Here is a 25,651-nt window from a genome sequence, read left to right on the forward strand (position 1 = left end):
ATGGAGCAAGCCCGGTCAGACCGACGCTTGATGGGAGGAAAAAATGAAAGCCATTCTTGGTGCGGCGGCGCTTTGCGCATTTGCCGCAGTGGCGGCGCATGCCGAAACTTCAGTGAAACTTCTGCGTCCGGAATCGAACAGCCCCGGCCTGAAGCAGTTCTATGCGGATGTGATCGCGGAATATGAAGCCGCCCATCCCGACGTCGATGTCGAGATCGAATTCTTCGCCTCGGAAGCCTACAAGACCAAGCTGCCGACCATGCTGCAATCGGATGCGCGGCCCGACCTGATCTACAGCTGGGCGGGCCTGACCCTTGCCGATCAGGTCAAGGCCGGTCTGGTGCAGGACATCTCGGGATCGCTCGACAAGGAATATCTCGACAGCTTCACCCCCGGCGCAAGGGCAGCTTTCAGCAACGGCGATGCCGTCTACGGCCTGCCCATGGAAGCCCGCCTTGTGGTTTTCTTCGCCAATCAGGAACTGACGGACAAGGCCGGTCTCGATCTGGCCGCGATCAAGACATGGGACGACTTCCTGGCTGCGGTCGGCAAGCTCAAGGGTGCGGGCATCACGCCGCTGGTGTCGGGCGGCAAGGACAAATGGCCGCTGCATTTCTACTACAGCTATCTGGCGCTGCGTGAAGGCGGCCCCCAAGGCATCCGCGCGGCGATGGATGACGATGGCGACGGGTTCAACTCTGCGGCGTTTGTCGGTGCGGGCGAACGCTTCAAGCAACTGGTCGATCTGGACCCGTTCCAGCCGGGCGTGCTGAGCACCGCGGCCGATCAGGGCAATACCATGTTCGCCGAGGGCAAGGGCGCGTTCATGCTGATGGGCGACTGGGCCTATACCCAGACCATCGGGGTCGAGCAGGGCAACCTGCTGGATGGCAGCCTGAAAATCCTGCCCTTCCCCGCGCTGGGGGCAAGCGGTGGCGACGATGCGGCAACGCTGGGCGGCGTGAACGGTTTCGCCGTGACCACCGGTGCCCCGCCCGAGGCGCTCGATTTCCTGAAATTCCTTGTCAATGCCGAGCACCAGCGCGAAGGCGCCCGCCGCGCCCTGTTCGTGCCGGTCATCGCGGGCACGGGGGATGCGATCGAGGTTCCCTTCACGCAGGAAATCAACGCGATGCTAGAAGCCTCGCCCAGCCACCAGATTTTCCTTGACCAGTTCCTTGGCGCATCGGTTGGCGGCACGATCAACGACATCTCGGCCGATCTGGTCTCGGGCGACGTGACCCCGACCGAGGCCGCCGAGCGCATCCAGGAAGCCTGGGAGTTCCGCTAGGTTCCCGCGAAACACGGTCGCGCCACCGTCAGGGTGGCGCAACCCGACCTGTCGTTTCCAGAAAAAAGAGGCACGTGCCACCATGGCTGCCGTAAACACCCATGCGGAGAGCTCCTCCGCAATCGACAAGCCACGTCGAAAATCCATGAACGGGCGGGTTGCCGCGGCGCTTGTGCTGCTGCCTCCGGCATTGGTGCTGTTCACGCTGTTCGTCATCTATCCGCTGGCCGGTTCCGGCATCTACGCCTTCTATGACTGGAACGGCTACGGCACTCCGACCGACTTTGTCGGCCTGCAGAATTTCGAGCGCATGATGGGCCATGCGGTGTTCCAGCAAGCGGTCATGAACTCGCTCAAGGTGATCGCGGTCTCGCTTCTGGTGCAGCTGCCTCTGGCACTGGTTCTGGCGCTGATGATCTATCGCCGCACCCCCGAGAACACGATTTTCCGTCTGGTCTTCTTCCTGCCCTACATCCTTGCCGAGATCGCCGCCGGTCTGATCTGGAGCTTCATCATGGATGGAAACTTCGGGGTGGTCGCCGACATCACGCGCGCCCTTGGCATTGATCCGTATTTCATCACCTCGGACCGCAGCTGGGCCTTCACCGCCGTGCTGGTCGTCATCGTCTGGAAATATTTCGGCTTCCACATGATGATCTATATCGCCGCACTTCAGGGCGTCCCCAAGGACATGATCGAGGCCGCGCGGATCGAAGGGGCCAGCCGCCTTGGCGTGGTGCGCTATGTCCAGATCCCGATGATCAAACCCGCCATCGTCGTCTCGGTCTTCTTCTCGGTGATCGGCGCGTTGCAGGTGTTCGACGTGGTCATCCCGCTGACGAATGGCGGTCCGGCAAACTCCAGCCACACCATCGTCACCTATCTTTACACCTTCGGTCTGGCGCGACTGAAAATCGGCTACGGCTCGGCCATCGGCGTGGTGCTGTTCATCACCGCTGTGCTGGTCGCGGTCTTCTATCAGCGCCTGTTCATGAGGAAGCCCGCATGACCCGCTCCAACCTCATCCGCGAGATCTTCCGCATCGGCCTGCTGTGCATCGTGGCGACCTTTGTTCTGGGTCCGCTGCTGGCAACCGTGCTTGGCGGGTTCAAGTCGAACGCGGAGGTCCAGACCAGCGCGCTGAGCCTGCCCCAGACATGGCGGCTGGACATCTATGCCGACATCCTGAGCGATCCGGGTTTCTGGCGCTATCTGGGCAATTCTCTGGTCATCTCGATTACGACCGTAGCCCTGACATTGCTGGTCGGAGCAGCCGCCGCCTATGTCTTTGCCCAGATCCGCTTCCTTGGGTCGAAGATGCTGTTCTCATATCTGTCGCTGGGGCTGATGTTCCCCTTTGCCACCGCGATCCTGCCGCTTTTCGTGCAGGTGCGCGATCTGGGACTGCTCGATACCTATTGGGGCGTCATCCTGCCGCAGACCGCCTTCGGCCTGTCGCTGGCGATCCTGCTGTTCCGCACCTTCTTCAGCGAATTGCCCAAAGAACTGTTCGAGGCGGCCTATGTCGAGGGCTGCGGCTATATCCGCTTTTTCTGGCAATTCACCCTGCCGCTCTCGACGCCGATCTTGGCGACCGTCGGGGTCTTCGTCTTCGTGCAAAGCTGGAACAACTTCCTGCTGCCGCTGGTCATGCTGAACTCGCGCGAGGCGTTCACCTGGCCCTTGGGCATGATGCAATATCGCGGCGAGTTTGCGGTCGAATGGAACCGCACCCTTGCCTTCGTCACCCTCACCATCCTGCCGGCCGTGGTCTTTTTCATCGCCGCGCAGAAATACATCGTCGCCGGCCTGACCGGTGGCGCAGTCAAAGGCTGATCCCTCATGAATGCCATGATCCAGAACCCGATCCTTCGGGGCTTCAATCCTGACCCCTCGATCATCCGCGTGGGCGACGACTATTACATCGCCACCTCGACCTTCGAATGGTTCCCCGGCGTGCAGATCCACCACTCGCGCGATCTGCAGAACTGGCGGCTGCTGAACCGCCCGCTGAACCGCGCGTCGCAACTGGACATGCGCGGGGCCGAAGAATCCGGCGGGGTCTGGGCGCCCTGCCTGACCCATGCGGACGGCAAGTTCTGGCTGATCTTCTCGGACCTCAAGCGCCGCACGGGCGGGTTCAAGGACAGCCGCAACTATCTGGTCACGGCCGACAATATCGAAGGCCCGTGGTCGGACCCGATCTATCTGAATTCCTCGGGTTTTGATCCGTCGCTGTTCCATGACGATGACGGGCGCAAATACCTGCTGAACATGGTCTGGAACCACCGCAATCAGGAAAAGGGCGGCAAGTTCGGCGGCATCCTGTTGCAGGAATATTCGGTCGAGGAACAGCGTCTGGTCGGGCCGGTCACCAATATCTATCGCGGTACCGACCTGAAGCTGACCGAGGGGCCGCATCTTTACAAGCGCGACGGCTGGTACTGGCTGCTGACCGCCGAGGGCGGCACCGAATACAACCACGCCGTCACCATGGCGCGGTCGCGCGATCTGCTGGGTCCGTACGAAACCGACCCGATGAAGCACATGCTGACCTCGAAGGACGCGCCGGACGCACCCCTGCAACGCGCCGGCCATGCCGATATCGTCGAGACCCAGAACGGCGAATTCTACATGGTGCATCTGTGCTCGCGGCCGCTGACCGGATTGAAACGCTCGGTCTGCGGACGCGAAACGGCGATCCAGAAGATCATCTGGGAAACGGGCGAGTTCCCGCGTCTGGCCCATGGCGGCAATGTCCCCGCCGCCGAAGTCGCCGCCCCCGATCTGCCCGCGCAGGTCTGGAACGAGCCGCAGCGCAGCTTCGACTTCGCGCCCGGCCCCCTGCCCCAGCCGCTGCAATGGCTGCGCACCCCCGAGGCCGAGCGCATCTTCTCGCTCGATGCGCGTCCCGGCTGGCTGCGGATCTTTGGCCGTGAATCCCCCGGCAACCGTTTCGAACATGCCGTGGTGATGCACCGCCAGACCGAATGGTCCTATGACGCCGAAACCGAGGTCGAGTTCGCGCCGCAGGGCTATCTGCAGATGGCGGGCCTGCTGTGCTACTATAACGCCTATCTGTTCCACTATCTGGCGATCACCGCGACCGAGGACGGCGCGCGCGAATTGATCGTGATGTCGGTCAAGGGCGATTATCCTATTGGGGCCGTCGATTATCCCCTGACCCGACCGATCCCGCTGCCCGCGACGGGCGCGATCCGGCTGGGCGTTTCCGTCGAACGCGACGCGCTGCGCTTCCGCTATGCGCTGCCGGACGGCGATTGGCAGGATGTGGGGCTGGTCCTTGACGCCTCGCTGCTGGCCGACGAGGCGGCGGGCAATGCCTGCGGCAGCCATACCGGCGCATTTGTCGGCATGTGCGCGCATGACATCGCCGGAACCGCGACTCCGGCCGATTTTTCCCATTTCCGCTACACGCCGCGACCGGCTTGACAGGAGGCCAGCATGGCAGAAGTCAGACTTGACGACATTTCCAAAAGCTTCGGAGCCCTGACGGTCATCCCGAAGCTGAACCTGCTGATCCCCGACGGCTCGTTCACCGTTCTGGTCGGCCCCTCGGGCTGCGGAAAATCCACGCTGCTGCGCCTGATCGCGGGGCTGGAAACCCCGACCGATGGCCGCGTCCTGATCGGCGGGCGCAATGTCACCAACGAGGAACCCTCGCAGCGCGAGATCTCGATGGTGTTCCAGTCCTATGCGCTGTTCCCGCATATGACGGTCGCGCAGAATATCGACTTCGGCCTGCGCTTGCAGAAGATGCCGAAACCCGAGCGCGACGAGCGCGTGGCCCGTGCCGCGAAGATCCTTGCGCTGGAAAATTATCTGGAACGCAAGCCCTCGCAATTGTCGGGCGGCCAGCGCCAGCGGGTCGCCATCGGGCGCTCGATCGTGCGCAATCCCAAGGTTTTCCTGCTGGACGAGCCGCTGTCGAACCTTGACGCGGCGCTGCGTGGCCAGATGCGGGTCGAACTGGCGCAACTGCACCGCTCGCTGGGATCGACGATGATCTATGTGACGCATGATCAGGTCGAGGCGATGACGCTGGCAGACCAGATCGTGGTGATGAATGGCGGCAGGATCGAACAGGTCGGCGCGCCGATGGAGCTTTACGACAACCCCGCGACCGAATTCGTCGCGGCCTTCATCGGCTCGCCCAAGATGAACCTGCTGCCGGGCCGCGCGATCGGGCGTCAGGACGTCCACACCGCAGGTATCCGTCCCGAACATATCCGCGTCGATGGCACCAGCGGCACATGGCAGGCCCGCACCGAGGTCGTCGAAACCCTTGGCGCGGACACCATCGCCTATATGAGCGCCGAAGGTATCGACAGCATCACCGTCCGGCTGCCCGGACATATGCGGCTGCAAGTGGGCGACAAGCTGTTCCTGACGCCCGAGCCCGCCAATCTGCATCTTTACGACGAACGTGGTCAGCGCATGGAGGCCCGCGCATGAAACCCTTGGGAATCGGTGTCATCGGCTGTGGTGTCATCAGCGACATCTATATGAAGAATTGCGCGATCTTCCCCGGCATCGCGCTGCGCGCCGTGGCCGACCTGCGCCCCGAGGCGGCCGAAGCGAAGGCCGTACAATATGGCGTTCCAGCCGTCACGCCGGCCGAACTGCTGAAACGCGACGATATTGATATCGTCCTGAACCTGACCATCCCCAAGGCCCATGTCGAGGTCGGGCTGATGGTGCTGGATGCGGGCAAGCATCTTTATGCGGAAAAACCGCTGGCTGGCTCGGTCGCCGAGGGGCGTCGTCTGTTGCAGGCGGCGGCGGCCAAAGGGCTGCGCGTCGGCTCGGCCCCCGATACGTTCCTTGGCGGCTCGCATCAGACCGCCCGCGCCTTGCTGGATACGGGGCGGATCGGGCGACCGACCGCCGGAACGGCGGTGATGATGGTGGCAGGGCACGAGCGCTGGCATCCCAATCCCGACTTCTACTATGCCGGAGAGGGCGCGGGGCCGCTGATGGATATGGGCCCCTATTACATCACCGCGCTGGTCAATCTGCTTGGTCCGGTGTCGCGGGTCGTCGGCATGGCCGCGCGCGGACGCGACCGCCGCATCATCGCCACCGGTCCCCGCGCCGGACAGGACATCCCCGTCGAAGTGCCGACGCATGTGACGGGCGTGATGGAATTCGCCTCGGGCGCGGTAGTGCAGATCGTCACCAGCTTCGACGTCAAGGCGCATCGCCACACCCCGCTGGAGCTTTACGGCACCGACGGCGCGATGCTGATCCCCGACCCGAACCATTTCGACGGCGAGGTGATGCTGCACGCCGCCGACTGGGAACCGCAGGTGATGCGCCACGCGCATGGCGACGGCAACTATCGCGGCCTTGGCCTTGCCGATATGGCGGACGCGATCGTGACCAAACGGGATCACCGCGCCTCGGGGGCATTGGCCCTGCATGCGCTAGATGTGATCGAGTCCCTGCTGCGCGCGGCCTCGACCGGTCGGGCCGAGGCGCTTGCCACCACATGCGACCGTCCCGCGCCCTTGCCGACGGGAACCGCAACCGGACAGATCAACATGGCAGAGATGGCAGAATGACCCGTAAAGCATTGGTATTCTTTGGCGGATGGGACGGGCACGAGCCCGGACCGTCCTCGGAAATCGTCAGCGGCATGCTGGAGGCCGAAGGGTTCGAAGTCACCCGCCGCGAAGGCACGGCAATTCTGGCCGAGGCCGATCTGTCCGGATTCGATCTGATCGTGCCGGTGATGACCATGGCCGAGGTCGAGGCCGAAGAGGTGAAACGCCTGACCGCCGCAGTCGAGGCCGGAACCGGACTGGCCGGTTTCCATGGCGGCATGGCCGACACGTTCCGCAAGAACACCGATTACCAGTTCATGGTCGGCGGCCAGTTCGTCGCGCATCCGGGCAATGTCATCGACTACCGCGTCGAGATTGCCGCGAATGGCGACACCCTGCTCGAAGGGATCGGCGATTTCGATTACCATTCCGAGCAATATTACATGCATGTCGATCCCCGCATCGAGGTGCTTGCGGAAACGACCTTCTCGGGCGAACACGCCGCATGGGTCAAGGACACGCGGATGCCCGTGGTCTGGAAACACCGCTACGGACTGGGGCGCGTCTTCTATTCGGCGCTTGGCCATAAATCGGCCGAATTCGAGCATCCGCAGATGAAAGAGATCCTGCGGCGCGGTCTGCTATGGGCGGCGCGCGGGACCGCCTGACAATCCGTCTACATCCCTTCAGATCTTCGGGCGGGCCTTGGCTTGCCCGGAGCATGACGCTGCCCCCACATCACGCCGAGTTTTGGCGGCGGTGGAATTGGTGCTTACCCCATGCCTGCCTCGGTGAAGCTTATTGGTAGCATAATTGTATGGATCAATTGATTGCAATCATTCGTTGCGATCAGCCGGTCATTATGCTATCAACCTATAGGCATCATTGTTTCAGCACCGCTTCCCGAGGGCCGGATGGTTACCCCCACGCTTACACAGACACCCGAAGACCTAAGGCCCGCATTACGGCGCGGGGTGCGTCTGAAATGTCCGCGTTGCGGTCAGGGAAAGCTGTTCCGCGGCTATCTGAAAGTGGCGGATTGCTGCGATTCATGCGGGCTGGACCTGACACCGCAGCGCGCCGACGATGGTCCGGCCTATATCGTCGTTCTTGTCGTCGCGCATCTGATCGGATTTTCGCTGATGCCGATGTTCAGCCTGTTCGGGGACCGCCCGATCCTGATCGGAACCGTGCTTGGCCTTGCCACCATTCTGGCGTCGCTGGGGCTATTGCCTCCGGTCAAGGGCGCGTTCGTCGCCTTGCAATGGGTCAAGGGCATGCATGGCTTCGACCCCGCGCGAGCCGAAGCCAAAGGCTGACCCGTTAGCCCATCCACCCGCCGCCCGACAGGCTGTTGGCCAGAAACAGCAGGCCCGCACGCAATTCCTCGCGGTTGATCGCGCCGCCCAGACAGATGCGCAGATGCTCCTCGGGTTCGGCACCGACGGTAAAGGCGTCGGCGGGCATCAATCCGATATGACGCCCCGCCATCCGGCCCATCAATTCGGCCCGACCGGCCCCCTCGGGCAGCTTGAGCCAGATGTTGAAGGCGTTCGGATCGGCGCGGAACTCGAACCCGCTGAGAACCGAGGCGGCGATCTGCTGGCGGGCCGCGCTTTCGGCGCGCAGGAAATGCCGGATGCGGTCCGCGGTCCCGTCCTCGACCCAGCGGGTCATCAGCGCGGTGCAAATCGGCGAGGGCATCACCGCCACTGCCCGCAGCCCCTCGGCCAAGGCATAGGCAGCGCGGGCATCCGGCGCAACGACATAGGCCAGCCGCAACCCCGCCCCGATGCATTTCGCCAGCCCGCCGATATGCCATGACAGCCCCGGCGCCAAGGCCGCGAACGGCGCCGGAGCCGAGGCCGGAATGAAGCCGTAGGCATCGTCCTCGATCGCGGGCAGGCGGCGACGGGTGATGATCTCGGCGATTTCCAGACGCCGCCATTCGGGGATCGTCAGGGTCGTGGGATTGTGCAGCGTCGGGTTGAGGTAAAGCGCCTTGGGACGTTCGCGCTCGATGGCGACTTCCAGCAATTCGGGGATCACGCCCGCCTCGTCCATGGCGATACCGACCAGTCGCAACTGCAAGCGCGCCGCGATGGCACGCAGGCCCGGATAGGTGATGCGCTCGCACAGGATCGCATCCCCCGGCCGCGCGATCGTCGACAGGATCGCCATCATCGTCGCATGTGCGCCCGGTGTCACCGCGATGCGTTCAAGACTGGGGACCATCCCGCGCTTGGACAGCCAGGTCGAGGCCGCGATCTTGTCCTGATCGCTGCCGGTCGTGGACTGGTAGCGCAAAAGCGAGACCAGATTGGCCGAGACCGAGGCCAGCCCTTCGCGCATATGGGCCAGCAATTCGGGGTCGGTCACCTCGGGCGGCATGTTCATCGACAGGTCTTCGTCGCGCTGGCGACGCGGATCGGCTTCCTCGACCGCGCGATGGGCCGTGCGGATGAAGGTGCCGCGCCCGACATGGCTATCGACCAGCTTGCGCGCCCGTGCCTCGGTATAGGCGCGGCTGACCGTGGTGAAGTCGATATCCAGCAGATCGGCAAGACGCCTTTGCGGCGGCAGCCGGTCGCCCGCCGCCAGATCGCCCGTCCGGATCGCGTCCGCGATGGCGTCCGCGATCTGCAGATAGCGCGGCTTGCCGTTGTCGCTCAGGGCAGGAACCCAGTCCTTCATCGTCTCTCCTTGGCCCGATGATTGATTCGGCCGGAACCGCGGGCTTTGTCAAATTGATGCGGATTGTATGCGTCCGTCCGGCATTGCTCAATCCCGAACCGAGGGCTGGCGCAGCGCGATGTTTTTGAACTGATCGCGCGATAAGCGGTAGATGCGGGCAGTTGATCCGCCCATAGGCAGCCACTGCATGCAATGCCGGTTTATTGTATGGATATTGTTATTAGAATTGATTCAACGCCGCCGCAGCGCATCCTGAACAAAGCAACCCCAACAGGAGCGACCGGAATGCCGCAAGTCACCCATGAGGCCCATAAGGACGGCGATTACTTCGTCGATTACGAAAGCAAGGTATTCGAGGACGTCAAAGCCGATCCCGGCGACAAGGCGCTGGTCACCTTTCACACCGTCGCCTTCGAGGGCTCGATCGGGCTGGTCAACATCCTGAACGCGATCCGCCTGCAACGCAAAGGCTACGAGACCTCGATCCTGCTTTACGGGCCGGGCGTCACCCTTGGCATCCAGCGCGGCTTCCCGAAAATCGGCGACGAGGCTTTCCCCGGCCATCTGAACTTCAACAAGAATCTCGAACGCTTCATGTCCGAAGGCGGCAAGGTCTATGCCTGCCGCTTCGCCCTGCAGGCGCTTTACGGCCATGGCGAGCCCTCGCTGATCCCCGGCATCACCCCGATCGCGCCGCAGGACGTGCTGGATTGCATCCTGCTGCACAAGAAATCGAACGCCCTGATCCTTGACACCTGGACGGTCTGACGTCCTCGGGCGCGCGTGACAGCGCGCCCATCCGCCCCTTTGCCAGCAAACCGGAGCCCGCCATGTCCAAGACCAGCGTCCGTGCCGCCGCCGTCCAGATCTCTCCCGACCTCGTCTCGCGCGGCGGGACGGTCGAGCGCGTGCTGAATGCCATCGCCGAGGCCGCCGACAAGGGGGCGGAACTGATCGTCTTCCCCGAGACCTTCGTGCCTTGGTATCCCTATTTCAGTTTCGTGCTGCCGCCGATGTTGCAGGGGCCGGAACATCTGCGGCTGTATGACGAGGCCGTCACCGTCCCCTCGGCCGAAACCCGCGCGGTCGCCGAGGCCGCCCGCAAGCGTGGCGCGGTCGTCGTGCTGGGCGTGAACGAACGCGACCACGGCTCGCTTTACAACACGCAACTGATCTTCGACGCCGATGGCAGCCTGAAGCTGAAGCGGCGCAAGATCACCCCGACCTATCACGAGCGCATGATCTGGGGTCAAGGCGATGGCTCGGGTCTGCAGGTGGTCGAAACCGCCGTGGGCCGGATGGGGGCGCTGGCCTGCTGGGAACATTACAATCCGCTGGCCCGCTACGCCCTGATGGCCCAGCACGAGGAAATCCATGCCAGCCATTTCCCCGGCAGCCTTGTCGGGCCGGTCTTTGGCGAGCAGATCGAGGTCACCATGCGCCATCACGCGCTGGAATCGGGCTGTTTCGTCGTCAATGCCACCGGCTGGCTGACCGAGGAGCAGATCGCCTCGATCCATCCCGATCCCAAGCTGCAAAAGGGCCTGCGCGACGGCTGCATGACCTGCATCATCACCCCCGAGGGTCGCCATGTCGTCCCGCCGCTGACCTCGGGCGAGGGCATCCTGATCGCGGATCTGGACATGCGGCTGGTCACCAAGCGCAAGCGCATGATGGACAGCGTCGGGCATTACGCCCGCCCCGAATTGCTGCATCTGGTGCAGGATGCCCGCCCCGTGCAGGCGCTGCACCAGATCCTGCCCCAGCCAGCGGCCGCTCCAGCGGCAGGCCCTGCCACCTCGAACGAATGCGAGGCGAATGATGCGTGACCTGAACCTGCCCTCGGATGCCGATCCGGCGCTGATCAACGAATTGCAGACGCGTGGGATGCGGCTGGTCGATCCCCGAGCGGGCCATGAAAGCCGTCGCGGCGGGGCCGGACCCTCGGATCACAAGGCGGTCAGCTTCGGCGACCGGACGGTGATGATCCCCGTCCATACCGCGCCCGCCTTCGACAGCCCCTATCTGGTCGAGGCCCCCGATGCCTCGGGGCAGTCGCGCATCCTGCGCGACGGCGCGGAACTGGCGCGGGTGCGCTTTCCCAACCGGCCCAGATTCTACGACCTGAAAACAGCGGACGGGATTGCCTATAACCAGATCGCCGTGCTGCATTCGCGCGACGTTCTGGCCAGCACGGTCCTGCAAACCTGCATCCGCTATGAAAGCCGCAAGAAAACCTGCCAGTTCTGTTCGATCGGCCAAAGTCTGGCGGCGGGCCGCACCATCGCACACAAGACGCCGGAACAACTGGCCGAGGTGGCCGCCGCCGCCGTCGCGCTGGACGGGGTCAAACATATGGTGCTGACCACCGGCACGCCAGCGGGCAAGGATCGCGGCGCTTCGGTCATGGCCGACAGCGCCCGCGCCATCAAGGCCGCCGTCGATTTGCCGCTGCAGGCGCAATGCGAGCCTCCCGAGGATGACGCATGGCACCAGCGCATGAAGGATGCGGGCGTCGATGCCCTTGGCATGCATCTGGAAGCCGTCACCCCCGAGGTCCGCGCCCGCATCATGCCCGGCAAGGCCAGCGTGCCGCTGGAGAAATACTTTGCCAGCTTCGCCGCGGCGGTAAAGGTCTTCGGGCGCGGTCAGGTCTCGACCTATATCCTTGCGGGTCTGGGTGACAGCGCCGAGGCGATCCTTGCGATGTCGCAAAGGCTGGTCGATATCGGGGTCTATCCCTTTGTCGTGCCTTTCGTGCCGATCTCGGGGACGCCGCTGGAAAGCCATCCCGCCCCGCGACCGGAATTCATGGCCAGCGTGCTGGAGCCCCTGTCGCGCATCGTGATCGATGCCGGTATGAAAGCCAGCGATATCAAGGCGGGTTGCGGCAAATGCGGGGCCTGCTCGGCGCTTTCGAGCTATGAAAAGCTAAGGGTGCAGGGATGAGCGCGCTTGACCATTCCGCATTCATCAGCCCCGAATTCCTGATCCGCGCCGCGACGCGGGTCTGGGAAATGACCGGAGCCGCGCGATTGCGCCAGCGCGTCTTTGTCGAGGAACAGCGCATTTTCACCGGCCATGACCGCGATGCCATCGACCAGCAGGCATTGACGCTGGTCGCGATCTCGACGCTTGCGGGCGAAGAGGCCGAGGTTGTCGGCACGGTCCGTATCCATGAGTCCGCGCAGGGGATCTGGTGGGGTTCGCGGCTGGCGGTCGCGGCGGAATACCGTCGCGTCGGTCGCCTCGGGGCCGAGTTGATCCGGCTGGCGGTATCGACGGCGAACGGGCGCGGCTGCGTCGAATTCAACGCCCATGTCCAAGAGCAGAACGAGGCGCTGTTCCGCCGTCTGCACTGGCAAAGGCAGGGTGCGCTGGATCTGCACGGGGTCGCCCATGTCCATATGCAGGCCTCGTTGCCGCATTACCCCGCCTTCCCCGAACCGGCCATCGGCTGGACCGCAAGGGCGCGGAGGTGAGGATGGACAGGACCGCGATTTCCGGCGCTGCGGACCTCCGACCGGACCCCTTTGCCCTTGCCGCCGGATTGGCGGCGCATCCCTCCATCCGTGGCAAGCTTGACATCGCGCTGGCCACCAAGGGACTGGGGTTGAGCACCGGATCGCAGGGCGCGCCGGGGGACGATGCCGCGGCGATGCCCGATGGCGCGGGGGGCTGGGATCTGTTCGCGGGCGAAGGGTTCATGCCCGCATTCGTCGCACATGACCCGTGGTTCGCGGGCTGGTGCGGCGTCATGGTCAACCTGTCGGACATCGCGGCCATGGGCGGCCGCGCCACCGCACTTCTGGACGCGGTCTGGGCGCCCGACGCCACGACGGCCGCGCCGCTGCTGCAAGGCATGCGCGATGCGTCAGCGGCTTACGGCGTGCCCATCGTCGGCGGGCACACCAATCTGCACAGTACGGCGCTGAATCTGGCGGTCTCGGTCACGGGAAAGGCGCAGGCGCTGATCCGTGGCTCGGGGGCGCGGGCAGGAGACGTGCTGATCGCGGCCATCGACCATCGCGGCAGCTATCGCAATTTCGACAATTTCTGCGCGGCACTGGATGCGCCCCCTGCGCGCCTGCGCGGCGATCTGGCCCTGCTGCCGGAACTGGCCGAAGCGGGGCTGGTCACCGGCGGCAAGGATATCAGCCAGGGCGGAATTGCCGGAACCGCGCTGATGCTGGCCGAGGCATCAGGCTGCGGGCTGCGCATCGCGCTGGACGACATCCCGCTGCCTGACGGGGCCGGACTGGACCGCTGGCTGCGCAGCTTTCCGAGCTTCGGCTTCCTGTTGACCGCCCGCCCCGCGCATGTGGATGACATCTGCCGCCGTTTCGCCGCCCGCGACATCCCCGCCGCCGTCATCGGCGAGGCGATTGCCGGATCTCGGGTGGAATTCGCGTCGGGCGGGCTGGTCGCGCCGTTCTGGGACCATGCCGCCCGACCCTACCTGTCCCTGAAACCGGAGCATTCGGATGCCTGAGGTCAGATTCACCATCCGCTGGCCCGACGGGGTCGAAGAAAGCTGCTACTCGCCCTCGACCGCGATCCACGCCCATCTGCAAGCAGGCACGACCTACCCGCTGGGCGAGTTTCTGCAACGGGCGCGGACGGGATTGAACGAGGCCTCGGATCGGGTAGCCGCGAAATACGGCTTCGCCTGCTCGGCGGCGATGGATCAGCTGGCGCGGATCGAACACCGCGCCGCAAGCCTGCATCGGGACGGCAAAGTCACCTGCCTGTCCATGTCCTGAACCAGAACAGTCCTGAACCAGAACAAAGGGTTCGCCATGACCACCAGTTCCCCATCCCATTACCCCGTCATCATCATCGGCGGCGGACAGGCCGGCCTGTCGGTCAGCTGGTATCTCTGCGCCGAAGGGGTCGAGCATCTCGTCCTGGAACGCCACGCCCGTTTCGAAAGCTGGCGCAACAACCGCTGGGACAGCTTCTGCCTTGTCACCCCCAACTGGCAATGCCGCCTGCCCGGCTGGCCCTATCGCGGGTCAGCGCCCGACGGTTTCATGGGCAAGGACGAGATCGTCGAATATCTGGACGGCTTCGCCGCAAGCTTCGACCCGCCCCTGCGCGAGGGCGTCAATGTGACCGGCGTCCGGCAGCAGGACGATGGCTATGTGATCGACACCACCATCGGCAGGTTGACGGCGGATCAGGTGGTGATCGCGACCGGCGGCTATGACACGCCGATCACGCCGCCCTATGCCGCGGAACTTGATCCGGCGGTCGTGCAGATGCATTCGCGTGACTACCGCCGTCCCGAACAATTGCCGGACGGCGCGACCCTGATCGTCGGCACCGGCCAGTCCGGCGTGCAACTGATGGACGATTTTCACCTTGAGGGACGCGAGGTCCATCTTGCGGTCGGCCCCGCCCCCCGCAGCCCGCGCAAATATCGCGGCCGCGACGCGACGGACTGGCTGTATGACGCGGGCCATTACGACATCACCATCGACCGCCATCCCGACCCGCACAAGGCCCTGACCCAGACCAACCATTACATGTCGGGCCGCGATGGCGGCAAAGAGATCGACCTGCGCCGCTACGCGCTGGAAGGCGTCAGGCTTTACGGCTCGGTCTCGGGCGGGGGCGGCACGCGGCTGGAATTCCTGCCGGATCTGGAAAAGAACCTCGACGATGCGGATCGCAGCTATATCGGCATCCGCACCCAGATCGACGCATGGATCGACCGTCAGGGGATCGACGCCCCCCATGAGGCCCCCTTCGAAAAGCTGTGGCGTCCCGAGACCGAGATCACGGCAATCGACCTGCATGAACAGGGCATCACCTCGATCATCTGGGCCATCGGCTTTCGCCCCGATTACACTTGGCTGCCCGCCGGATGTCTGGATACGCGCGGCAGGCCCAGTTTCGACCGCGGCGTGACCAAGGTGCCGGGGCTGTATTTCATCGGTCTGGGATGGCTGAACACCTGGGGCTCGGGCCGGTTCCTTGGCATCGACGAGGACAGTCGCCACCTTGCCGCACAGATCCTGACCCGTCACCGCGCAGGTCTGGCCGCATGACGGCCGCCCGCCAGACCGCCCCGACGCAGGTGATCGCGCAGGACGCCGGACCACTGGCCGAGCAGCACATCCTTGGCATGGCCGAGATGGGCTATCTGGGCCTGTCCGAGCCATGGCTGATGCGGCGGGCGGGCGATCTGCACTGGCGGCTGATCGCGCGGGCGATGGGCCAGCGCGAGGCGGTCTTTCACTGTGCGCAAGGCCAGCCGCTTTATGCTGCGTTCTGCGCCACAAGCCTGCGCATCTCCGCGCCGGAAATTCCCGACCTCGGGCGTGAACTGACACTTGAGGCGCATCTCGGGCGGCTGGGGCACGGGCGGCTGGCCTCGGTCCAGCGGATCATGATCGAAGGGCAGGCGGCCGGACGGATCGTGCTGGTCTCGGCCTTTGTCGGGCGCGGCGATCCGGCCAGCAACCGCTCGATCGTGCGGCGCGCGCCCCGCGCCTTGGCCCTGCCCCCCGAGGCCCCGAAACTGGCGCGGCGCATCGCGGATCGGGCGGCGCTGGTCGCGCGGCGCGACCTGACCGGTGCAGCGGGGCGGCATATCCCCGTGCTGCCCTGCCCCTATGCCGATTTCAACGCGGCGGGTCTGCTGTATTTTCCAAGCTTCGCGACCCTGTCCGAGCGCGCCGATTTCGCGCTAGGCGCCAGCGCAAGGCGGCGCATCACGGCGCGCGATGTCGTCTATCTGGGCAATGTAGAACCGGGCGAGACGATCCGCGCCACGCTGCATCATGGCGCGCATGTCGATTGCGTGCTGACGACCCAGGACCGCAAGCCCCTAGCCTATCTGCGCAGCCGTTATCTGCCGGAATGAAAGGCGTCTGGGGCGCTATCAACGCTGGCGCAGCGCCTCGACCACGACGCGAAAGGCGGGAAGGCTCTGACGGCGGCTGGGGTAATACAGATAATAGCCCGGAAACGGCTGCGACCAGTCATCCAGCACCACGACCAGATCGCCCGCCGCGACACGATCGGCTACGATATCCTCGGGGACATAGGCGATGCCGTAGCCTTTCGCTGCGGCGTCGACCATTTCATAGGAGCCACTGAAGGTCAGTTGCCCATCGACGCGGACGCGCAGCTCGGTTCCGTCCTTCCCGAATTCCCATGCATACATCCCCCCTGCCGAGATCTGGCGGATACCGATGCAATTATGGCCGATCAGATCCTTGGGGTGCAGGGGCGTGCCGCGTGCCGCCAGATAGGCAGGCGAGGCGACCGCAACCAGACGCCAGTCGGGACCGATCTTGACCGCGATCATGTCGTTCTCGACGCTTTCGCCCAAGCGGATACCGGCATCGAAGCCGCTGTCCACGATATTGCGGAAGGCGCTGTCCACGCTGAATTCGACCTTGATATCGGGATATTCCGCCAGCACGTCGCGCAGTTTGGGCCAGACTACGGTATGCAGCGCGTGATCGGACATGGTCAGACGGACGCGTCCTGCGGGCTTGTCGCGATATTCCATGATCGAGGCCATTTCCGCCTCGATCTCGGCGATGCGCGGGGTCAGCGACTGCTGCAACCGCTCGCCCGCCTCGGTCGGCGCGACATTGCGCGTGGTCCGGTTCAGCAGCAGCACGCCCATGCGGGTCTCCAGCCGCTTGATCGTATGGCTGAGCGTGGATTGCGAGATCCCGATCCGCGCGGCGGCACGGGTGAAGCTGCGTTCCTCGGCCACGGCAAGGAACCATAGCAGGTCGTTGAACTGTTCGCGTGCCACCTGATGCCTCTGCCGTGCCTGCATCATGGATTTATGGCTGTGGTCGATGAATGCAAGCGGATTGGCAAGGGTAATCCTTGGGATCAGGCGATGCTATCTTGGCCCCGTCACAATAGCCGGAACTGCGGGCGGGACCTGATCCGCCCCGACAGCCCGACACAAAGGAGAAGAAAGATGGAGATATTCCGCGCCGGCAGCACGCCCTCTCGTGTCGGGCCCGCCGAATGGTTCACCGGAACGGTCCGGATCGACGCGCTGTTCAACCCCGCCGCACCCGGGCGCGTTCAGGGCGCAAGCGTCACATTCGAGCCGGGCGCACGCACCGCATGGCACACCCATCCGCTGGGACAGACGATCTACGTCACCGCCGGTCTTGGCCGCTGCCAGCGCGAGGGCGGCCCCATCGAGGAAATCCGCCCCGGCGACGTGGTGTTTTTCGCCCCCGGTGAGAAGCACTGGCATGGCGCGGCTCCGCAGAACGCCATGACCCATATCGCCATTCAGGAAGTCCAGAACGGCAAGGTCGTCGACTGGATGGAGCATGTCAGCGACGCGCAATACGGCGCCTGACCTAGCCTGACCGACCCTATCCGGCATTTCGCGGACGCCAGCCCCTTGGCGCCCGACACCCCAGCTTTGCCCCCGACCGGAGAGACCCCATGACCGAACACGCCCCGACCCATGATGAACGGCCCGCATCCCGCATCGACCGCCGCAGTCTGCTGCAACTGACCGGCGCGGGAGCAGGCGTTCTGGCCGCGTCGGCATTTGCTGCCGGACCTGCTGCCGCCCAAAGCGCCAGCGACTGGGACAAGACCTTTCCGAAAAGCGACAAGGTCGATCACCGGAAGGTCAATTTCACCAACCGTTACGGCATCGCGCTGACGGGCGATCTTTACCTGCCCAAGGACGCGACCGGCCCGCTACCCGCCCTTGCCGTCGCAGGCCCCTTTGGCGCGGTCAAGGAACAGTCCTCGGGCCTCTATGCCCAGACCATGGCCGAGCGCGGCTTTGCAACGATGGCCTTCGATCCGTCCTATACCGGCGAAAGTCAGGCCGTGGGCTGGCCCGTCGCCTCGCCCGACATCAATACCGAGGACTTTGGCGCCGCGATCGATTTTCTGGGCCTGCTGCCGCAGGTCGATCGTGCCCGCCTCGGGATCATCGGCATCTGCGGATTTGGCGGCATGGCACTGAATGCCGTCGCGGTCGACAAGCGGGTCAAGGCCGTCGCGGTGGCCAGCATGTACGACATGTCGCGTGTCATGGCGCGGGGCTATTACGATGCGATGACTCCGGATCAGCGCCGCGCCGCACTGGAACAAATGAGTGCCCAGCGTTGGACCGATGCCGAAACGGGCGCTCCTGCGCTGGCGGGTGGTCTGCCCGAGACGCTGGACGGCATCGACGATCCGGTCATCCGCATGTACCATGCCTATTACAAGACACCCCGCGGCTTCCACGAACGCTCGGTCAACTCGACCACGGGCTGGACGGTGACCAATGCGCTTTCCTTCATGAACATGCCGCTGCTGACCTATATCGCCGAGGTCTCGCCGCGCCCCATGCTGCTGATCGCGGGCGAGAACGCGCATTCGCGCTATTTCAGCGAGGATGCCTTTGCCACTGCCGCCGAACCGAAAGAGTTGTTGATCATCGCGGGTGCCGACCACGTCGATCTTTATGACCGCACGGATGTCATCCCCTTCGACAGGCTGCAGGCGTTCTTTGACCAGCACCTCGCCTGATCGGGCGGGCGTCACGAGATTCCGGCATGGACCGGATAGAAGACCTTTCAACGGGTGTCGCGGCAGGGTCGCGACACCTGACCATTTCCAGCAAGGAGACTCCGCATGGACGTCAAAGCCTATGGCACTCCGGCAGCGGACCAGCCGCTTGCCCCTTTGAACATCTCCCGCCGCGCCGTCGGGGCGCATGATGTGCAGATCGAGATCCTTTATTGCGGCATCTGCCATTCCGACCTGCATCAGGCCCGCAGCGAATGGGCCGGAACCGTCTATCCCTGCGTTCCGGGGCACGAGATCGTCGGTCGCGTCGCCGCCGTCGGCAACCATGTCACGCATCACAAGGAGGGCGATCTGGTCGGCGTCGGCTGCATCGTCGATAGCTGCCAGCATTGCGCCGAATGCGACGATGGGCTGGAAAATTACTGCGACGGCATGATCGGCACATATAACGCGCCAACACCGGACGCGCCCGGCCATACGCTTGGCGGCTACTCGCAGCAACTCGTCGTGCATGAACGCTATGTCCTGAAGATCACCCATCCCGAGGACCAGCTTGCCGCCGTGGCTCCGCTGCTTTGCGCGGGCATCACCACCTATTCGCCGCTGAGGCACTGGGGCGCGGGTCCGGGCAAGAAGGTCGGCGTCGTCGGCATCGGCGGGCTTGGCCATATGGGGATCAAGCTTGCCCATGCCATGGGGGCGCATGTGGTGGCCTTCACGACATCCGAGAGCAAACGCAACGACGCCAAGGCCCTTGGTGCCGACGAGGTGGTGGTCTCGCGCAATCCCGGGGAAATGGCGGATCATGCGAAAAGCTTCGATTTCATCCTGAACACCGTCGCCGCCCCGCATGATCTGGACGCGTTCCTGACGCTGCTGAAACGCGACGGCACGATGACGCTGGTGGGCGCGCCCGCCACGCCCCATCCCAGCCCGAATGTCTTCAACCTGATCATGAAGCGGCGCGGCCTTGCCGGCTCGATGATCGGCGGCATTCCCGAAACGCAGGAAATGCTGGATTTCTGCGCCGAGCACGGCATCACCGCCGATATCGAGATGATCCGCGCCGACCAGATCGAAACCGCCTATGAGCGGATGCTGAAGGGCGACGTGAAATACCGCTTCGTCATGGATATCGCCACGATGTGACGCCGGTCGCAACCGGACCGGCTCCGGCCCCTTCCTGCGGGCCGGAGCCTAATTCCTGTAAGGCTGATCGGCGCTGAGCCGCTTCATCGAGCCGACCAGATGGCGGAACCAGCGATGCATCGGCGAATGCTGCATCCGTTCGTGCCAGAGTTGATAGAACGCCACCGGCGGATAAACGACCGGAGAGGGCACGATCGCCAGAGGCAGAAAACCGGCGAAATGTTCCGCGAACCTTCGCGTCACGGTAAATACCAGATCCGTGCCCGGAACCAGATAGGGCGCCATCGAGAAATAACCGACGACCACCCGCCTTTCCCGGGCCAGCTTGTTTTCGGTCAGAAAGGTTTCGACCACGCCACGATGCGCGATGGCGTAATCTCCGGGCGCGACATGGCTTGCGGCGAAATAGTCCTGCAATGTCGGCGGAGATTTCGCGAAAGGATGGTCCTTGTCCACGACGCAGACGAACTCGTCCTCGAACAGGGGGGCGATGCGCAGATAATCCGGCGGGGTCGGCCAGTTCGAGATGACCAGATCGGTCGCCCCCGAGGCCAGCGCCCCCTCGAAGTCATTGTCCGGTCCCAGCGCGCGGATCGACAGGCGCGCCAAGGGGGCCTGCCTGCGGAACTCGCGCATGACGCCATTGAACATCTGCGGCAGGATGTGGTCGGGCATCGCGATGGTGAAGGTCGCGCGGCTCTCGGCAGGGGTGAAGTCATCGGGACTGACCAGCAGGCTGTCCATTTCGGCCAGCAATTGCCGCGCGGCCCCGCGCAACTGCTCGCCCCGCTCGGTGCGGACCATGCCGCCGCCTGCCCGAACCAGCAGGGGATCGCCGAAGATCTCGCGCAGTTGCCGTAGGATCAGACTGGCCGCAGGTTGCGACATCTGCAGACGATTGGCGGCGCGGGTGACGGATTGTTCGTCCAGCAGCACCTTGAGAGCGTTGAGCAGATGATAGTTCAGCGGGTTTTGTCCAAGACCGTTCATTCCTGTCAGCCGCTCTCCTGTTGCCGCGCGGGTCCGATGATCCCAAGGGAATGCCGGATCGGTCGCGCGAAATAAGCCTGGCCGCTGGCGACATGGGTTATGCGATATATCAACCGCCCATATTCACGACACTCTGTCTGTTATTATTGCAGATGCCGGAAATTATCCGGCCAATTGTCCGGAAGGCAGTTTCGGTATTCGCGCCCGCCGCGCCACAAATACGGCAGGATTATATTGTTGCATCAGATAAATAGGAAAGATCAACGCGCCATATTAGCAATTTGCAAATAGTCGGTATTTGCCAATCCGAATATTCAAGATCCGACATGTCGCATAAGCCAAGCCATATCCCGCCCCATCACCACCGGAGAAACTGCATGAAGACGTCGCTTCCGGTCATCGCGCTTGCCGCCGCTGGCCTTCTTGCCGTACCCGCCCATTCCGAAACCTTGCGCTGGCTGACCCAGACGCAGGAAAAGAACGCCCAGTTTCCCATCGAAGCTGCCGCGATCGAACGCGCCACCGCCGCCGGATTCACTGTCGAGCGCAACGAGTTTCAGGTGCTTGGCCTGAACCTTGCCGACGCCTTGCGGCTGGTCGGCTCGGGAGCGTTCCAGTTGGCGACGACGCAGGTCGGCAGCGTGGCCAAGGACGATCCCTTCCTTGAGGGGCTGGATCTGATCGGCGTCTCGACCAGCATGGACGAATTGAAACCGGCGGTTGACGCCTATCGTGAGGCGTTCAACGACCGGCTGGGCGAGAAATTCGGCGTCAAGGCTCTGGCGATCTGGCCTTTCGGGCCGCAGGTCTTTCTGTGCAACCAGAAGCTTGACGATCTGTCCGGCCTGAACGGGTTGAAGGTGCGCTCGTTCACGGCCTCGATGTCGACGCTGCTGGAAAATCTGGGTGCGACTCCGGTCACGCTGAGCTTCCCCGAGGTCTATCCGGCCCTGCAACGTGGCGTGGCCTCCTGCGGGGTGACCTCGCCGACGTCGTCGAACACCGGCAAATGGCCCGAAGTGACCAAATACCTGTATCCGCTGTCGGTTTCAGGTTCGGTCCAAGCCCATCTGGTCAATCTGGAATGGCTGAACGCGCTGCCCGAGGCCGAGCGCACCGCGCTTGAGACCGATCTGAAACAGATGGAGGACGAACTCTGGGCGCTTGCTGTCGCGACCAACGACACCGCCGAGACCTGCTCGACCGGCGGAACCTGCCCCGAGGGCGGGATCTACACCAAATACGACATGACGCTGGTGCCAGTCAGCGATGCGGACAAGGCCAAGGTCGCATCCATCGCCTCAGAGAAGATCCTGCCGGAATGGGCCGAGCGCTGCACCGCCAGCTATCCCGAATGCACCAGCATCTGGAACGCGACGGTAGGCAAGGCGCGCGGGCTGGAAATCCGCTAAGATGATCATGCCGCATCCGCCGCTTGCTTTGCGCATTCTCAACCAACTGGCCATGGTCTGCGCCCTTGTGGCGGGAGCGGCGGTTGCCATCCTTGCGGTCCTGATTGTCGTCGATGTCCTTGGGCGCAGCCTGTTCGGCTATTCGCTGCAAGGCACCGACGAATTGGGTGGCTATGTCCTTGCACTATGCGGATCGCTGGGACTGTCATGGGCGCTGGTCAAGCGCGCCCACCCGCGGATCGATCTGGGCTTCCGCTTTTTCGGCATCCGGCTTCGCGCGGCGCTGCATGTGCTGGCCCATGCCAGCCTTGCGGGCTTTGCGCTGTTCATGGCGTGGCATGCCTATGGCGAACTGGCCGCGACATTGCGTTTCGGCGCGGTGACCAACACGCCCCTGCAAACGCCGCTTTGGGTTCCGCAAGGGTTGTGGCTGGTCGGGCTGGTGCAATTTGCGATCACCGCCTTGGCCATGGCGCTGCATGGCGCGTGGCTGATGTCGCTGGACCTCGACGCGGTGTCGCGGATCTACGGACCTCCGACGGTTCAGGACGAAGTCGGCGAATATGTCGCGCAGGAGGGGTGACGGGAATGCTTGGCATCGGTGATATCGCATTCGGCTTCGTGCTGCTTCTGGGGTTGCTGTTCATCGGACAGCATATCGCCACCGCGCTGTTCGGCGTCGCCCTTCTCAGCGCGGTCTGGTTCTTCGGCGATACCATGCTGCGTCCGTTCGGGACGATGATGTGGGGCACGCTGAACAATTTCCTGCTCGTCGCGATCCCGCTGTTCGTCTTCATGGGCGAGATCCTTGTCCGTGGCGGCGTGACCGAGCGGATGTACCGCGCGCTGTCGGGCTGGCTGCGCCCGCTGCCGGGCGGTCTTTTGCACACGAATATCGCGGCCTCGACGGTCTTTGCGGCGATCTCGGGCTCGTCTGTAGCGACAGCGGCGACAATCGGAACGGTTGCCTTCCCGACCTTCCGCTCCGAGGGCTACAAGGAAACATGGGTGGCGGGGACCATCGCCTCGGGCGCGACACTGGGGATTCTGATCCCGCCCTCGATCAACCTCATCATCTATGGCGCGATCACCAATACCTCGATCGGGGCGCTGTTCACGGCGGGGGTGCTGCCGGGTCTGCTGCTGGCCGCGCTGTTTGCCATCACCATCATCATCGCGGCGATGATCAATCCCGCGATCGCCGGAGGCCGGCAAAATCTGGCCCCCTGGTCCGAGCGCCGCGCCACCCTGATGGACCTGTTGCCGCCGCTATTCGTGTTCGTGCTGGTCATGGGCTCGATCTATACCGGCTTTGCCACCCCGACCGAGGCCGCCGCCGTCGGCGTCGTCGCGGCGCTGGTCCTTGTCGGATGCAGCGGGGATCTGAACCTGCCCATGCTGCGCGAGTCGATGCTGTCCACCGTCACCACCACCGCGATGACGCTGCTGATACTGGTCGCGGCCTTCTACCTGAACTTCATCCTTGGCGTGCTGGGTGTTCCGTCGCAGGTCTCGGCCTTTGTCGCCGAACTGGATGTCGCGCCGTGGCTGATGCTGGTGATCCTTGTCGCGATCTATCTGGTGCTGGGCTGCTTTCTGGATGCGCTGGCGATGATGATCGCCACCATTCCCATCGTGCTGCCGGTGATGATCTCGCTGGGATATGACAGCATCTGGTTCGGCATCTTCCTTGTGATGATGTGCGAACTGGCGCTGGTCACGCCTCCGGTCGGGATGAACCTTTATGTGGTGCAAAGCGTGCGCGGCAAGGGATCGGTCGCCACCGTCATCGCCGGAGTCATCCCCTTTATCGGCTGCATCCTGCTGCTGGTGGCCGCGATCTGTGCCTTTCCCCAGATCGTGCTGTGGCTTCCGTCCGTGGGAGCCTGACAGGGACCTTCGGGCCTAGCCAAGCCGGTTGCGGAACAGCCATGCCGCCAGCGGCAGGGTCACGGCCGCAACCGCGACAAGCGGCAGGAAATTCGGCGCGACATCGGCAAAACCCGCGCCCTCCAGATAGACGCGGCGGACGATGTCGATGCCGAAACGCAGCGGGTTCAGATAGGTCACGACCTGCAGCACATGCGGCATGTTCCGCACCGGAGTGAGCAGCCCCGATAACAGCATCAGCGGCATGACCAGCATGAAGGTGTAAAGCATCGCCTGCTGCATGCTCAACGACACCGCCGAGATCGACAACCCGATGCCAACAGCCGCCACCGTGAAGGTCAAAAGCCCGCCATAAAGCAGCCAGACCGATCCGGCCATCGGGATGCGGAACCAGAACAGGATGATCAGGAAGATGATCGTCGATTGTGCCAGCCCGACGAAAATCGCGGGCAGCGCCTTGCCGATCAGGATCTGTGAGGGCGTCAGCGGCGTCACCAGCAACTGGTCGAACGTCCCCTGCTCGCGTTCGCGCGCCACCGATAGCGCCGCGATCATCAGGGTCTGCAACATGCTGAGCGAGGCGATCATCGCGGGCATCAGGTTCCAGCGGGATTCGAAATTCGGGTTGAACCACGCCCTCCGCGTGATGGTCACGGGCGGACCCGCGCCCAGCGACTGGTTATAGGCCGCGACGATGGCAGCGACCTGCCCTGCCGCCGCGCCCGAAGTCGCGGAGTTGCGCCCGTCCAGGATCACCTGCATCGGGGATTCCGTTCCGGCGGCTAGACGGGATTCGAAATCGGCGGGAAAGACCACGACCAGCAGGGCCTTGCCGCTGTCGATCTGCTGGGCGATCTGGGATGCGTTGTCCAGAGTGGCCACGCGCGAGAACACGCCGGTTCCCTCGATCCGCGCCGTGATCTCGACCGAGGCCGCGCTGCGGCTTTGGTCCAGCACGGCAAAGGGCGCATGGGTCAGGTCATAGGTCGCGCCATAGCCGAATAGCAGCGTCTGCATCAGCGCGGGCGCGAATAGCAGGGCGCGGCTCGACGGGTCTTTCAGCAGCGCCAGCATTTCCTTGCGGATCAGCGCGAAGGTCTGGGCGATATACAACAGCAAGGCCTGCATGG

At 64.0% G+C, this 25,651-nt stretch carries 26 protein-coding genes; 22 read left to right on the plus strand and 4 right to left on the minus strand.

Annotated elements, in window-relative coordinates:
* The first annotated feature begins 43 nt into the window (after positions 1-43).
* From GL286_RS12080 to GL286_RS12115, 8 genes are all read left to right on the plus strand, one after another.
* Positions 44-1,291 carry an ABC transporter substrate-binding protein gene (locus GL286_RS12080; RefSeq protein ID WP_155095818.1) on the plus strand — a complete coding sequence of 416 codons (1,248 nt, stop codon included), beginning with the start codon at positions 44-46 and terminating at the stop codon, positions 1,289-1,291.
* A gap of 145 nt (positions 1,292-1,436) precedes the next feature.
* Positions 1,437-2,300 carry a carbohydrate ABC transporter permease gene (locus GL286_RS12085; RefSeq protein ID WP_211596315.1) on the plus strand — a complete coding sequence of 288 codons (864 nt, stop codon included), beginning with the start codon at positions 1,437-1,439 and terminating at the stop codon, positions 2,298-2,300.
* Positions 2,297-3,127, plus strand: coding sequence for a carbohydrate ABC transporter permease (locus GL286_RS12090; RefSeq protein WP_155095820.1), 831 nt, complete (start codon positions 2,297-2,299; stop codon positions 3,125-3,127). The genes GL286_RS12085 and GL286_RS12090 overlap by 4 nt, the downstream gene beginning before the upstream one ends.
* A 6-nt stretch (positions 3,128-3,133) precedes the next feature.
* Positions 3,134-4,744, plus strand: coding sequence for a glycoside hydrolase family 43 protein (locus tag GL286_RS12095; protein WP_155095821.1), 1,611 nt, complete (start codon positions 3,134-3,136; stop codon positions 4,742-4,744).
* Positions 4,745-4,756: 12 nt separating this feature from the next.
* Complete coding sequence (locus GL286_RS12100) at positions 4,757-5,767, plus strand: ABC transporter ATP-binding protein (RefSeq protein WP_155095822.1); 1,011 nt, start codon at positions 4,757-4,759, stop codon at positions 5,765-5,767.
* Complete coding sequence (locus tag GL286_RS12105) at positions 5,764-6,876, plus strand: Gfo/Idh/MocA family protein (protein WP_155095823.1); 1,113 nt, start codon at positions 5,764-5,766, stop codon at positions 6,874-6,876. Before GL286_RS12100 ends, GL286_RS12105 begins: the two co-directional genes overlap by 4 nt.
* Positions 6,873-7,526 (plus strand): ThuA domain-containing protein, encoded by a 654-nt coding sequence (locus GL286_RS12110; protein WP_155095824.1) that lies wholly within the window; start codon positions 6,873-6,875, stop codon positions 7,524-7,526. Before GL286_RS12105 ends, GL286_RS12110 begins: the two co-directional genes overlap by 4 nt.
* 306 nt (positions 7,527-7,832) lie before the next feature.
* Positions 7,833-8,177 carry a DUF983 domain-containing protein gene (locus tag GL286_RS12115; RefSeq protein WP_343038882.1) on the plus strand — a complete coding sequence of 115 codons (345 nt, stop codon included), beginning with the start codon at positions 7,833-7,835 and terminating at the stop codon, positions 8,175-8,177.
* Between the two features lie 4 nt (positions 8,178-8,181).
* On the opposite strand, the gene GL286_RS12120 is transcribed toward GL286_RS12115, so the two are convergent.
* Positions 8,182-9,552: an aminotransferase-like domain-containing protein gene (locus GL286_RS12120; RefSeq protein WP_155095826.1), complete on the minus strand. Its 1,371-nt coding sequence runs from the start codon at positions 9,550-9,552 to the stop codon at positions 8,182-8,184.
* A gap of 285 nt (positions 9,553-9,837) precedes the next feature.
* Between GL286_RS12120 and GL286_RS12125 the strand changes: the two genes are divergently transcribed.
* The 8 genes from GL286_RS12125 (at position 9,838) to GL286_RS12160 (ending at position 16,423) form a co-directional block, all read left to right on the plus strand.
* Positions 9,838-10,320, plus strand: coding sequence for an MSMEG_0572/Sll0783 family nitrogen starvation response protein (locus GL286_RS12125; protein ID WP_155095827.1), 483 nt, complete (start codon positions 9,838-9,840; stop codon positions 10,318-10,320).
* Between the two features lie 62 nt (positions 10,321-10,382).
* Positions 10,383-11,381 carry a Nit6803 family nitrilase gene (locus GL286_RS12130; RefSeq protein ID WP_211596317.1) on the plus strand — a complete coding sequence of 333 codons (999 nt, stop codon included), beginning with the start codon at positions 10,383-10,385 and terminating at the stop codon, positions 11,379-11,381.
* A complete protein-coding gene (locus GL286_RS12135; protein WP_155095904.1) occupies positions 11,374-12,501 on the plus strand; it encodes an MSMEG_0568 family radical SAM protein in 1,128 nt (375 codons plus the stop codon). The genes GL286_RS12130 and GL286_RS12135 overlap by 8 nt, the downstream gene beginning before the upstream one ends.
* Positions 12,498-13,034: an MSMEG_0567/Sll0786 family nitrogen starvation N-acetyltransferase gene (locus tag GL286_RS12140; protein WP_155095828.1), complete on the plus strand. Its 537-nt coding sequence runs from the start codon at positions 12,498-12,500 to the stop codon at positions 13,032-13,034. The genes GL286_RS12135 and GL286_RS12140 overlap by 4 nt, the downstream gene beginning before the upstream one ends.
* Before the next feature lie 2 nt (positions 13,035-13,036).
* Positions 13,037-14,044 (plus strand): sll0787 family AIR synthase-like protein, encoded by a 1,008-nt coding sequence (locus tag GL286_RS12145; RefSeq protein WP_155095829.1) that lies wholly within the window; start codon positions 13,037-13,039, stop codon positions 14,042-14,044.
* Entirely contained in the window at positions 14,037-14,315 is a 279-nt protein-coding gene (locus GL286_RS12150; RefSeq protein WP_155095830.1) for an MSMEG_0570 family nitrogen starvation response protein, read from the plus strand. The genes GL286_RS12145 and GL286_RS12150 overlap by 8 nt, the downstream gene beginning before the upstream one ends.
* A gap of 36 nt (positions 14,316-14,351) precedes the next feature.
* Positions 14,352-15,605: an MSMEG_0569 family flavin-dependent oxidoreductase gene (locus GL286_RS12155; protein ID WP_155095831.1), complete on the plus strand. Its 1,254-nt coding sequence runs from the start codon at positions 14,352-14,354 to the stop codon at positions 15,603-15,605.
* The gene (locus GL286_RS12160; protein WP_211596319.1) at positions 15,602-16,423 is read left to right on the plus strand and encodes a Pnap_2097 family protein; all 822 of its coding nucleotides are present in this window, start codon (positions 15,602-15,604) and stop codon (positions 16,421-16,423) included. The genes GL286_RS12155 and GL286_RS12160 overlap by 4 nt, the downstream gene beginning before the upstream one ends.
* 18 nt (positions 16,424-16,441) lie before the next feature.
* Here the strand turns inward: GL286_RS12160 and GL286_RS12165 are convergent, their stop codons facing one another.
* Positions 16,442-17,332, minus strand: a complete 891-nt coding sequence (locus GL286_RS12165) for a LysR substrate-binding domain-containing protein (RefSeq protein WP_170295165.1) — start codon at positions 17,330-17,332, stop codon at positions 16,442-16,444.
* A 174-nt stretch (positions 17,333-17,506) separates the two neighbouring features.
* Between GL286_RS12165 and GL286_RS12170 the strand changes: the two genes are divergently transcribed.
* The 3 genes from GL286_RS12170 to GL286_RS12180 all read left to right on the plus strand — a co-directional run bounded on the left by GL286_RS12170 (position 17,507) and on the right by GL286_RS12180 (position 20,229).
* Positions 17,507-17,902, plus strand: a complete 396-nt coding sequence (locus GL286_RS12170) for a (R)-mandelonitrile lyase (protein ID WP_155095833.1) — start codon at positions 17,507-17,509, stop codon at positions 17,900-17,902.
* Between the two features lie 89 nt (positions 17,903-17,991).
* A complete protein-coding gene (locus tag GL286_RS22520) occupies positions 17,992-19,080 on the plus strand; it encodes an alpha/beta hydrolase (protein WP_155095834.1) in 1,089 nt (362 codons plus the stop codon).
* Positions 19,081-19,185: 105 nt separating this feature from the next.
* Complete coding sequence (locus GL286_RS12180) at positions 19,186-20,229, plus strand: NAD(P)-dependent alcohol dehydrogenase (RefSeq protein WP_155095835.1); 1,044 nt, start codon at positions 19,186-19,188, stop codon at positions 20,227-20,229.
* A gap of 48 nt (positions 20,230-20,277) precedes the next feature.
* Here the strand turns inward: GL286_RS12180 and GL286_RS12185 are convergent, their stop codons facing one another.
* The gene (locus GL286_RS12185; protein WP_155095836.1) at positions 20,278-21,219 is read right to left on the minus strand and encodes a LysR family transcriptional regulator; all 942 of its coding nucleotides are present in this window, start codon (positions 21,217-21,219) and stop codon (positions 20,278-20,280) included.
* 377 nt (positions 21,220-21,596) lie between these two features.
* Between GL286_RS12185 and GL286_RS12190 the strand changes: the two genes are divergently transcribed.
* Genes GL286_RS12190 through GL286_RS12200 form a run of 3 tightly spaced genes read left to right on the plus strand, consistent with a single transcriptional unit; the run spans position 21,597 to position 24,521 of the window.
* Positions 21,597-22,631: a TRAP transporter substrate-binding protein gene (locus GL286_RS12190; protein ID WP_155095837.1), complete on the plus strand. Its 1,035-nt coding sequence runs from the start codon at positions 21,597-21,599 to the stop codon at positions 22,629-22,631.
* A gap of 1 nt (position 22,632) precedes the next feature.
* Positions 22,633-23,214, plus strand: a complete 582-nt coding sequence (locus tag GL286_RS12195; protein ID WP_246184930.1) for a TRAP transporter small permease subunit — start codon at positions 22,633-22,635, stop codon at positions 23,212-23,214.
* Between the two features lie 5 nt (positions 23,215-23,219).
* The gene (locus GL286_RS12200; RefSeq protein ID WP_155095839.1) at positions 23,220-24,521 is read left to right on the plus strand and encodes a TRAP transporter large permease; all 1,302 of its coding nucleotides are present in this window, start codon (positions 23,220-23,222) and stop codon (positions 24,519-24,521) included.
* Positions 24,522-24,536: 15 nt separating this feature from the next.
* Here GL286_RS12200 and GL286_RS12205 read toward each other — a convergent pair whose 3' ends face one another.
* Positions 24,537-25,649, minus strand: coding sequence for an ABC transporter permease (locus GL286_RS12205; RefSeq protein WP_155095840.1), 1,113 nt, complete (start codon positions 25,647-25,649; stop codon positions 24,537-24,539).
* Positions 25,650-25,651 lie beyond the last annotated feature (2 nt).

Source organism: Paracoccus aestuariivivens, from assembly GCF_009711225.1.
GTDB classification, from domain to species: domain Bacteria; phylum Pseudomonadota; class Alphaproteobacteria; order Rhodobacterales; family Rhodobacteraceae; genus Paracoccus; species Paracoccus aestuariivivens.

Coding starts and splice junctions, on each gene's coding strand:
- GL286_RS12080 (WP_155095818.1), top strand. CDS start 44: ATGAAAGCCATTCTTGGTGCGGCGGCGCTTTGCGCATTTGCCGCAGTG.
- GL286_RS12085 (WP_211596315.1), top strand. CDS start 1,437: ATGAACGGGCGGGTTGCCGCGGCGCTTGTGCTGCTGCCTCCGGCATTG.
- GL286_RS12090 (WP_155095820.1), top strand. CDS start 2,297: ATGACCCGCTCCAACCTCATCCGCGAGATCTTCCGCATCGGCCTGCTG.
- GL286_RS12095 (WP_155095821.1), top strand. CDS start 3,134: ATGAATGCCATGATCCAGAACCCGATCCTTCGGGGCTTCAATCCTGAC.
- GL286_RS12100 (WP_155095822.1), top strand. CDS start 4,757: ATGGCAGAAGTCAGACTTGACGACATTTCCAAAAGCTTCGGAGCCCTG.
- GL286_RS12105 (WP_155095823.1), top strand. CDS start 5,764: ATGAAACCCTTGGGAATCGGTGTCATCGGCTGTGGTGTCATCAGCGAC.
- GL286_RS12110 (WP_155095824.1), top strand. CDS start 6,873: ATGACCCGTAAAGCATTGGTATTCTTTGGCGGATGGGACGGGCACGAG.
- GL286_RS12120 (WP_155095826.1), bottom strand. CDS start 9,552: ATGAAGGACTGGGTTCCTGCCCTGAGCGACAACGGCAAGCCGCGCTAT.
- GL286_RS12125 (WP_155095827.1), top strand. CDS start 9,838: ATGCCGCAAGTCACCCATGAGGCCCATAAGGACGGCGATTACTTCGTC.
- GL286_RS12130 (WP_211596317.1), top strand. CDS start 10,383: ATGTCCAAGACCAGCGTCCGTGCCGCCGCCGTCCAGATCTCTCCCGAC.
- GL286_RS12135 (WP_155095904.1), top strand. CDS start 11,374: ATGCGTGACCTGAACCTGCCCTCGGATGCCGATCCGGCGCTGATCAAC.
- GL286_RS12140 (WP_155095828.1), top strand. CDS start 12,498: ATGAGCGCGCTTGACCATTCCGCATTCATCAGCCCCGAATTCCTGATC.
- GL286_RS12145 (WP_155095829.1), top strand. CDS start 13,037: ATGGACAGGACCGCGATTTCCGGCGCTGCGGACCTCCGACCGGACCCC.
- GL286_RS12150 (WP_155095830.1), top strand. CDS start 14,037: ATGCCTGAGGTCAGATTCACCATCCGCTGGCCCGACGGGGTCGAAGAA.
- GL286_RS12155 (WP_155095831.1), top strand. CDS start 14,352: ATGACCACCAGTTCCCCATCCCATTACCCCGTCATCATCATCGGCGGC.
- GL286_RS12160 (WP_211596319.1), top strand. CDS start 15,602: ATGACGGCCGCCCGCCAGACCGCCCCGACGCAGGTGATCGCGCAGGAC.
- GL286_RS12170 (WP_155095833.1), top strand. CDS start 17,507: ATGGAGATATTCCGCGCCGGCAGCACGCCCTCTCGTGTCGGGCCCGCC.
- GL286_RS22520 (WP_155095834.1), top strand. CDS start 17,992: ATGACCGAACACGCCCCGACCCATGATGAACGGCCCGCATCCCGCATC.
- GL286_RS12180 (WP_155095835.1), top strand. CDS start 19,186: ATGGACGTCAAAGCCTATGGCACTCCGGCAGCGGACCAGCCGCTTGCC.
- GL286_RS12185 (WP_155095836.1), bottom strand. CDS start 21,219: ATGAACGGTCTTGGACAAAACCCGCTGAACTATCATCTGCTCAACGCT.
- GL286_RS12190 (WP_155095837.1), top strand. CDS start 21,597: ATGAAGACGTCGCTTCCGGTCATCGCGCTTGCCGCCGCTGGCCTTCTT.
- GL286_RS12195 (WP_246184930.1), top strand. CDS start 22,633: ATGATCATGCCGCATCCGCCGCTTGCTTTGCGCATTCTCAACCAACTG.
- GL286_RS12200 (WP_155095839.1), top strand. CDS start 23,220: ATGCTTGGCATCGGTGATATCGCATTCGGCTTCGTGCTGCTTCTGGGG.
- GL286_RS12205 (WP_155095840.1), bottom strand. CDS start 25,649: ATGCAGGCCTTGCTGTTGTATATCGCCCAGACCTTCGCGCTGATCCGC.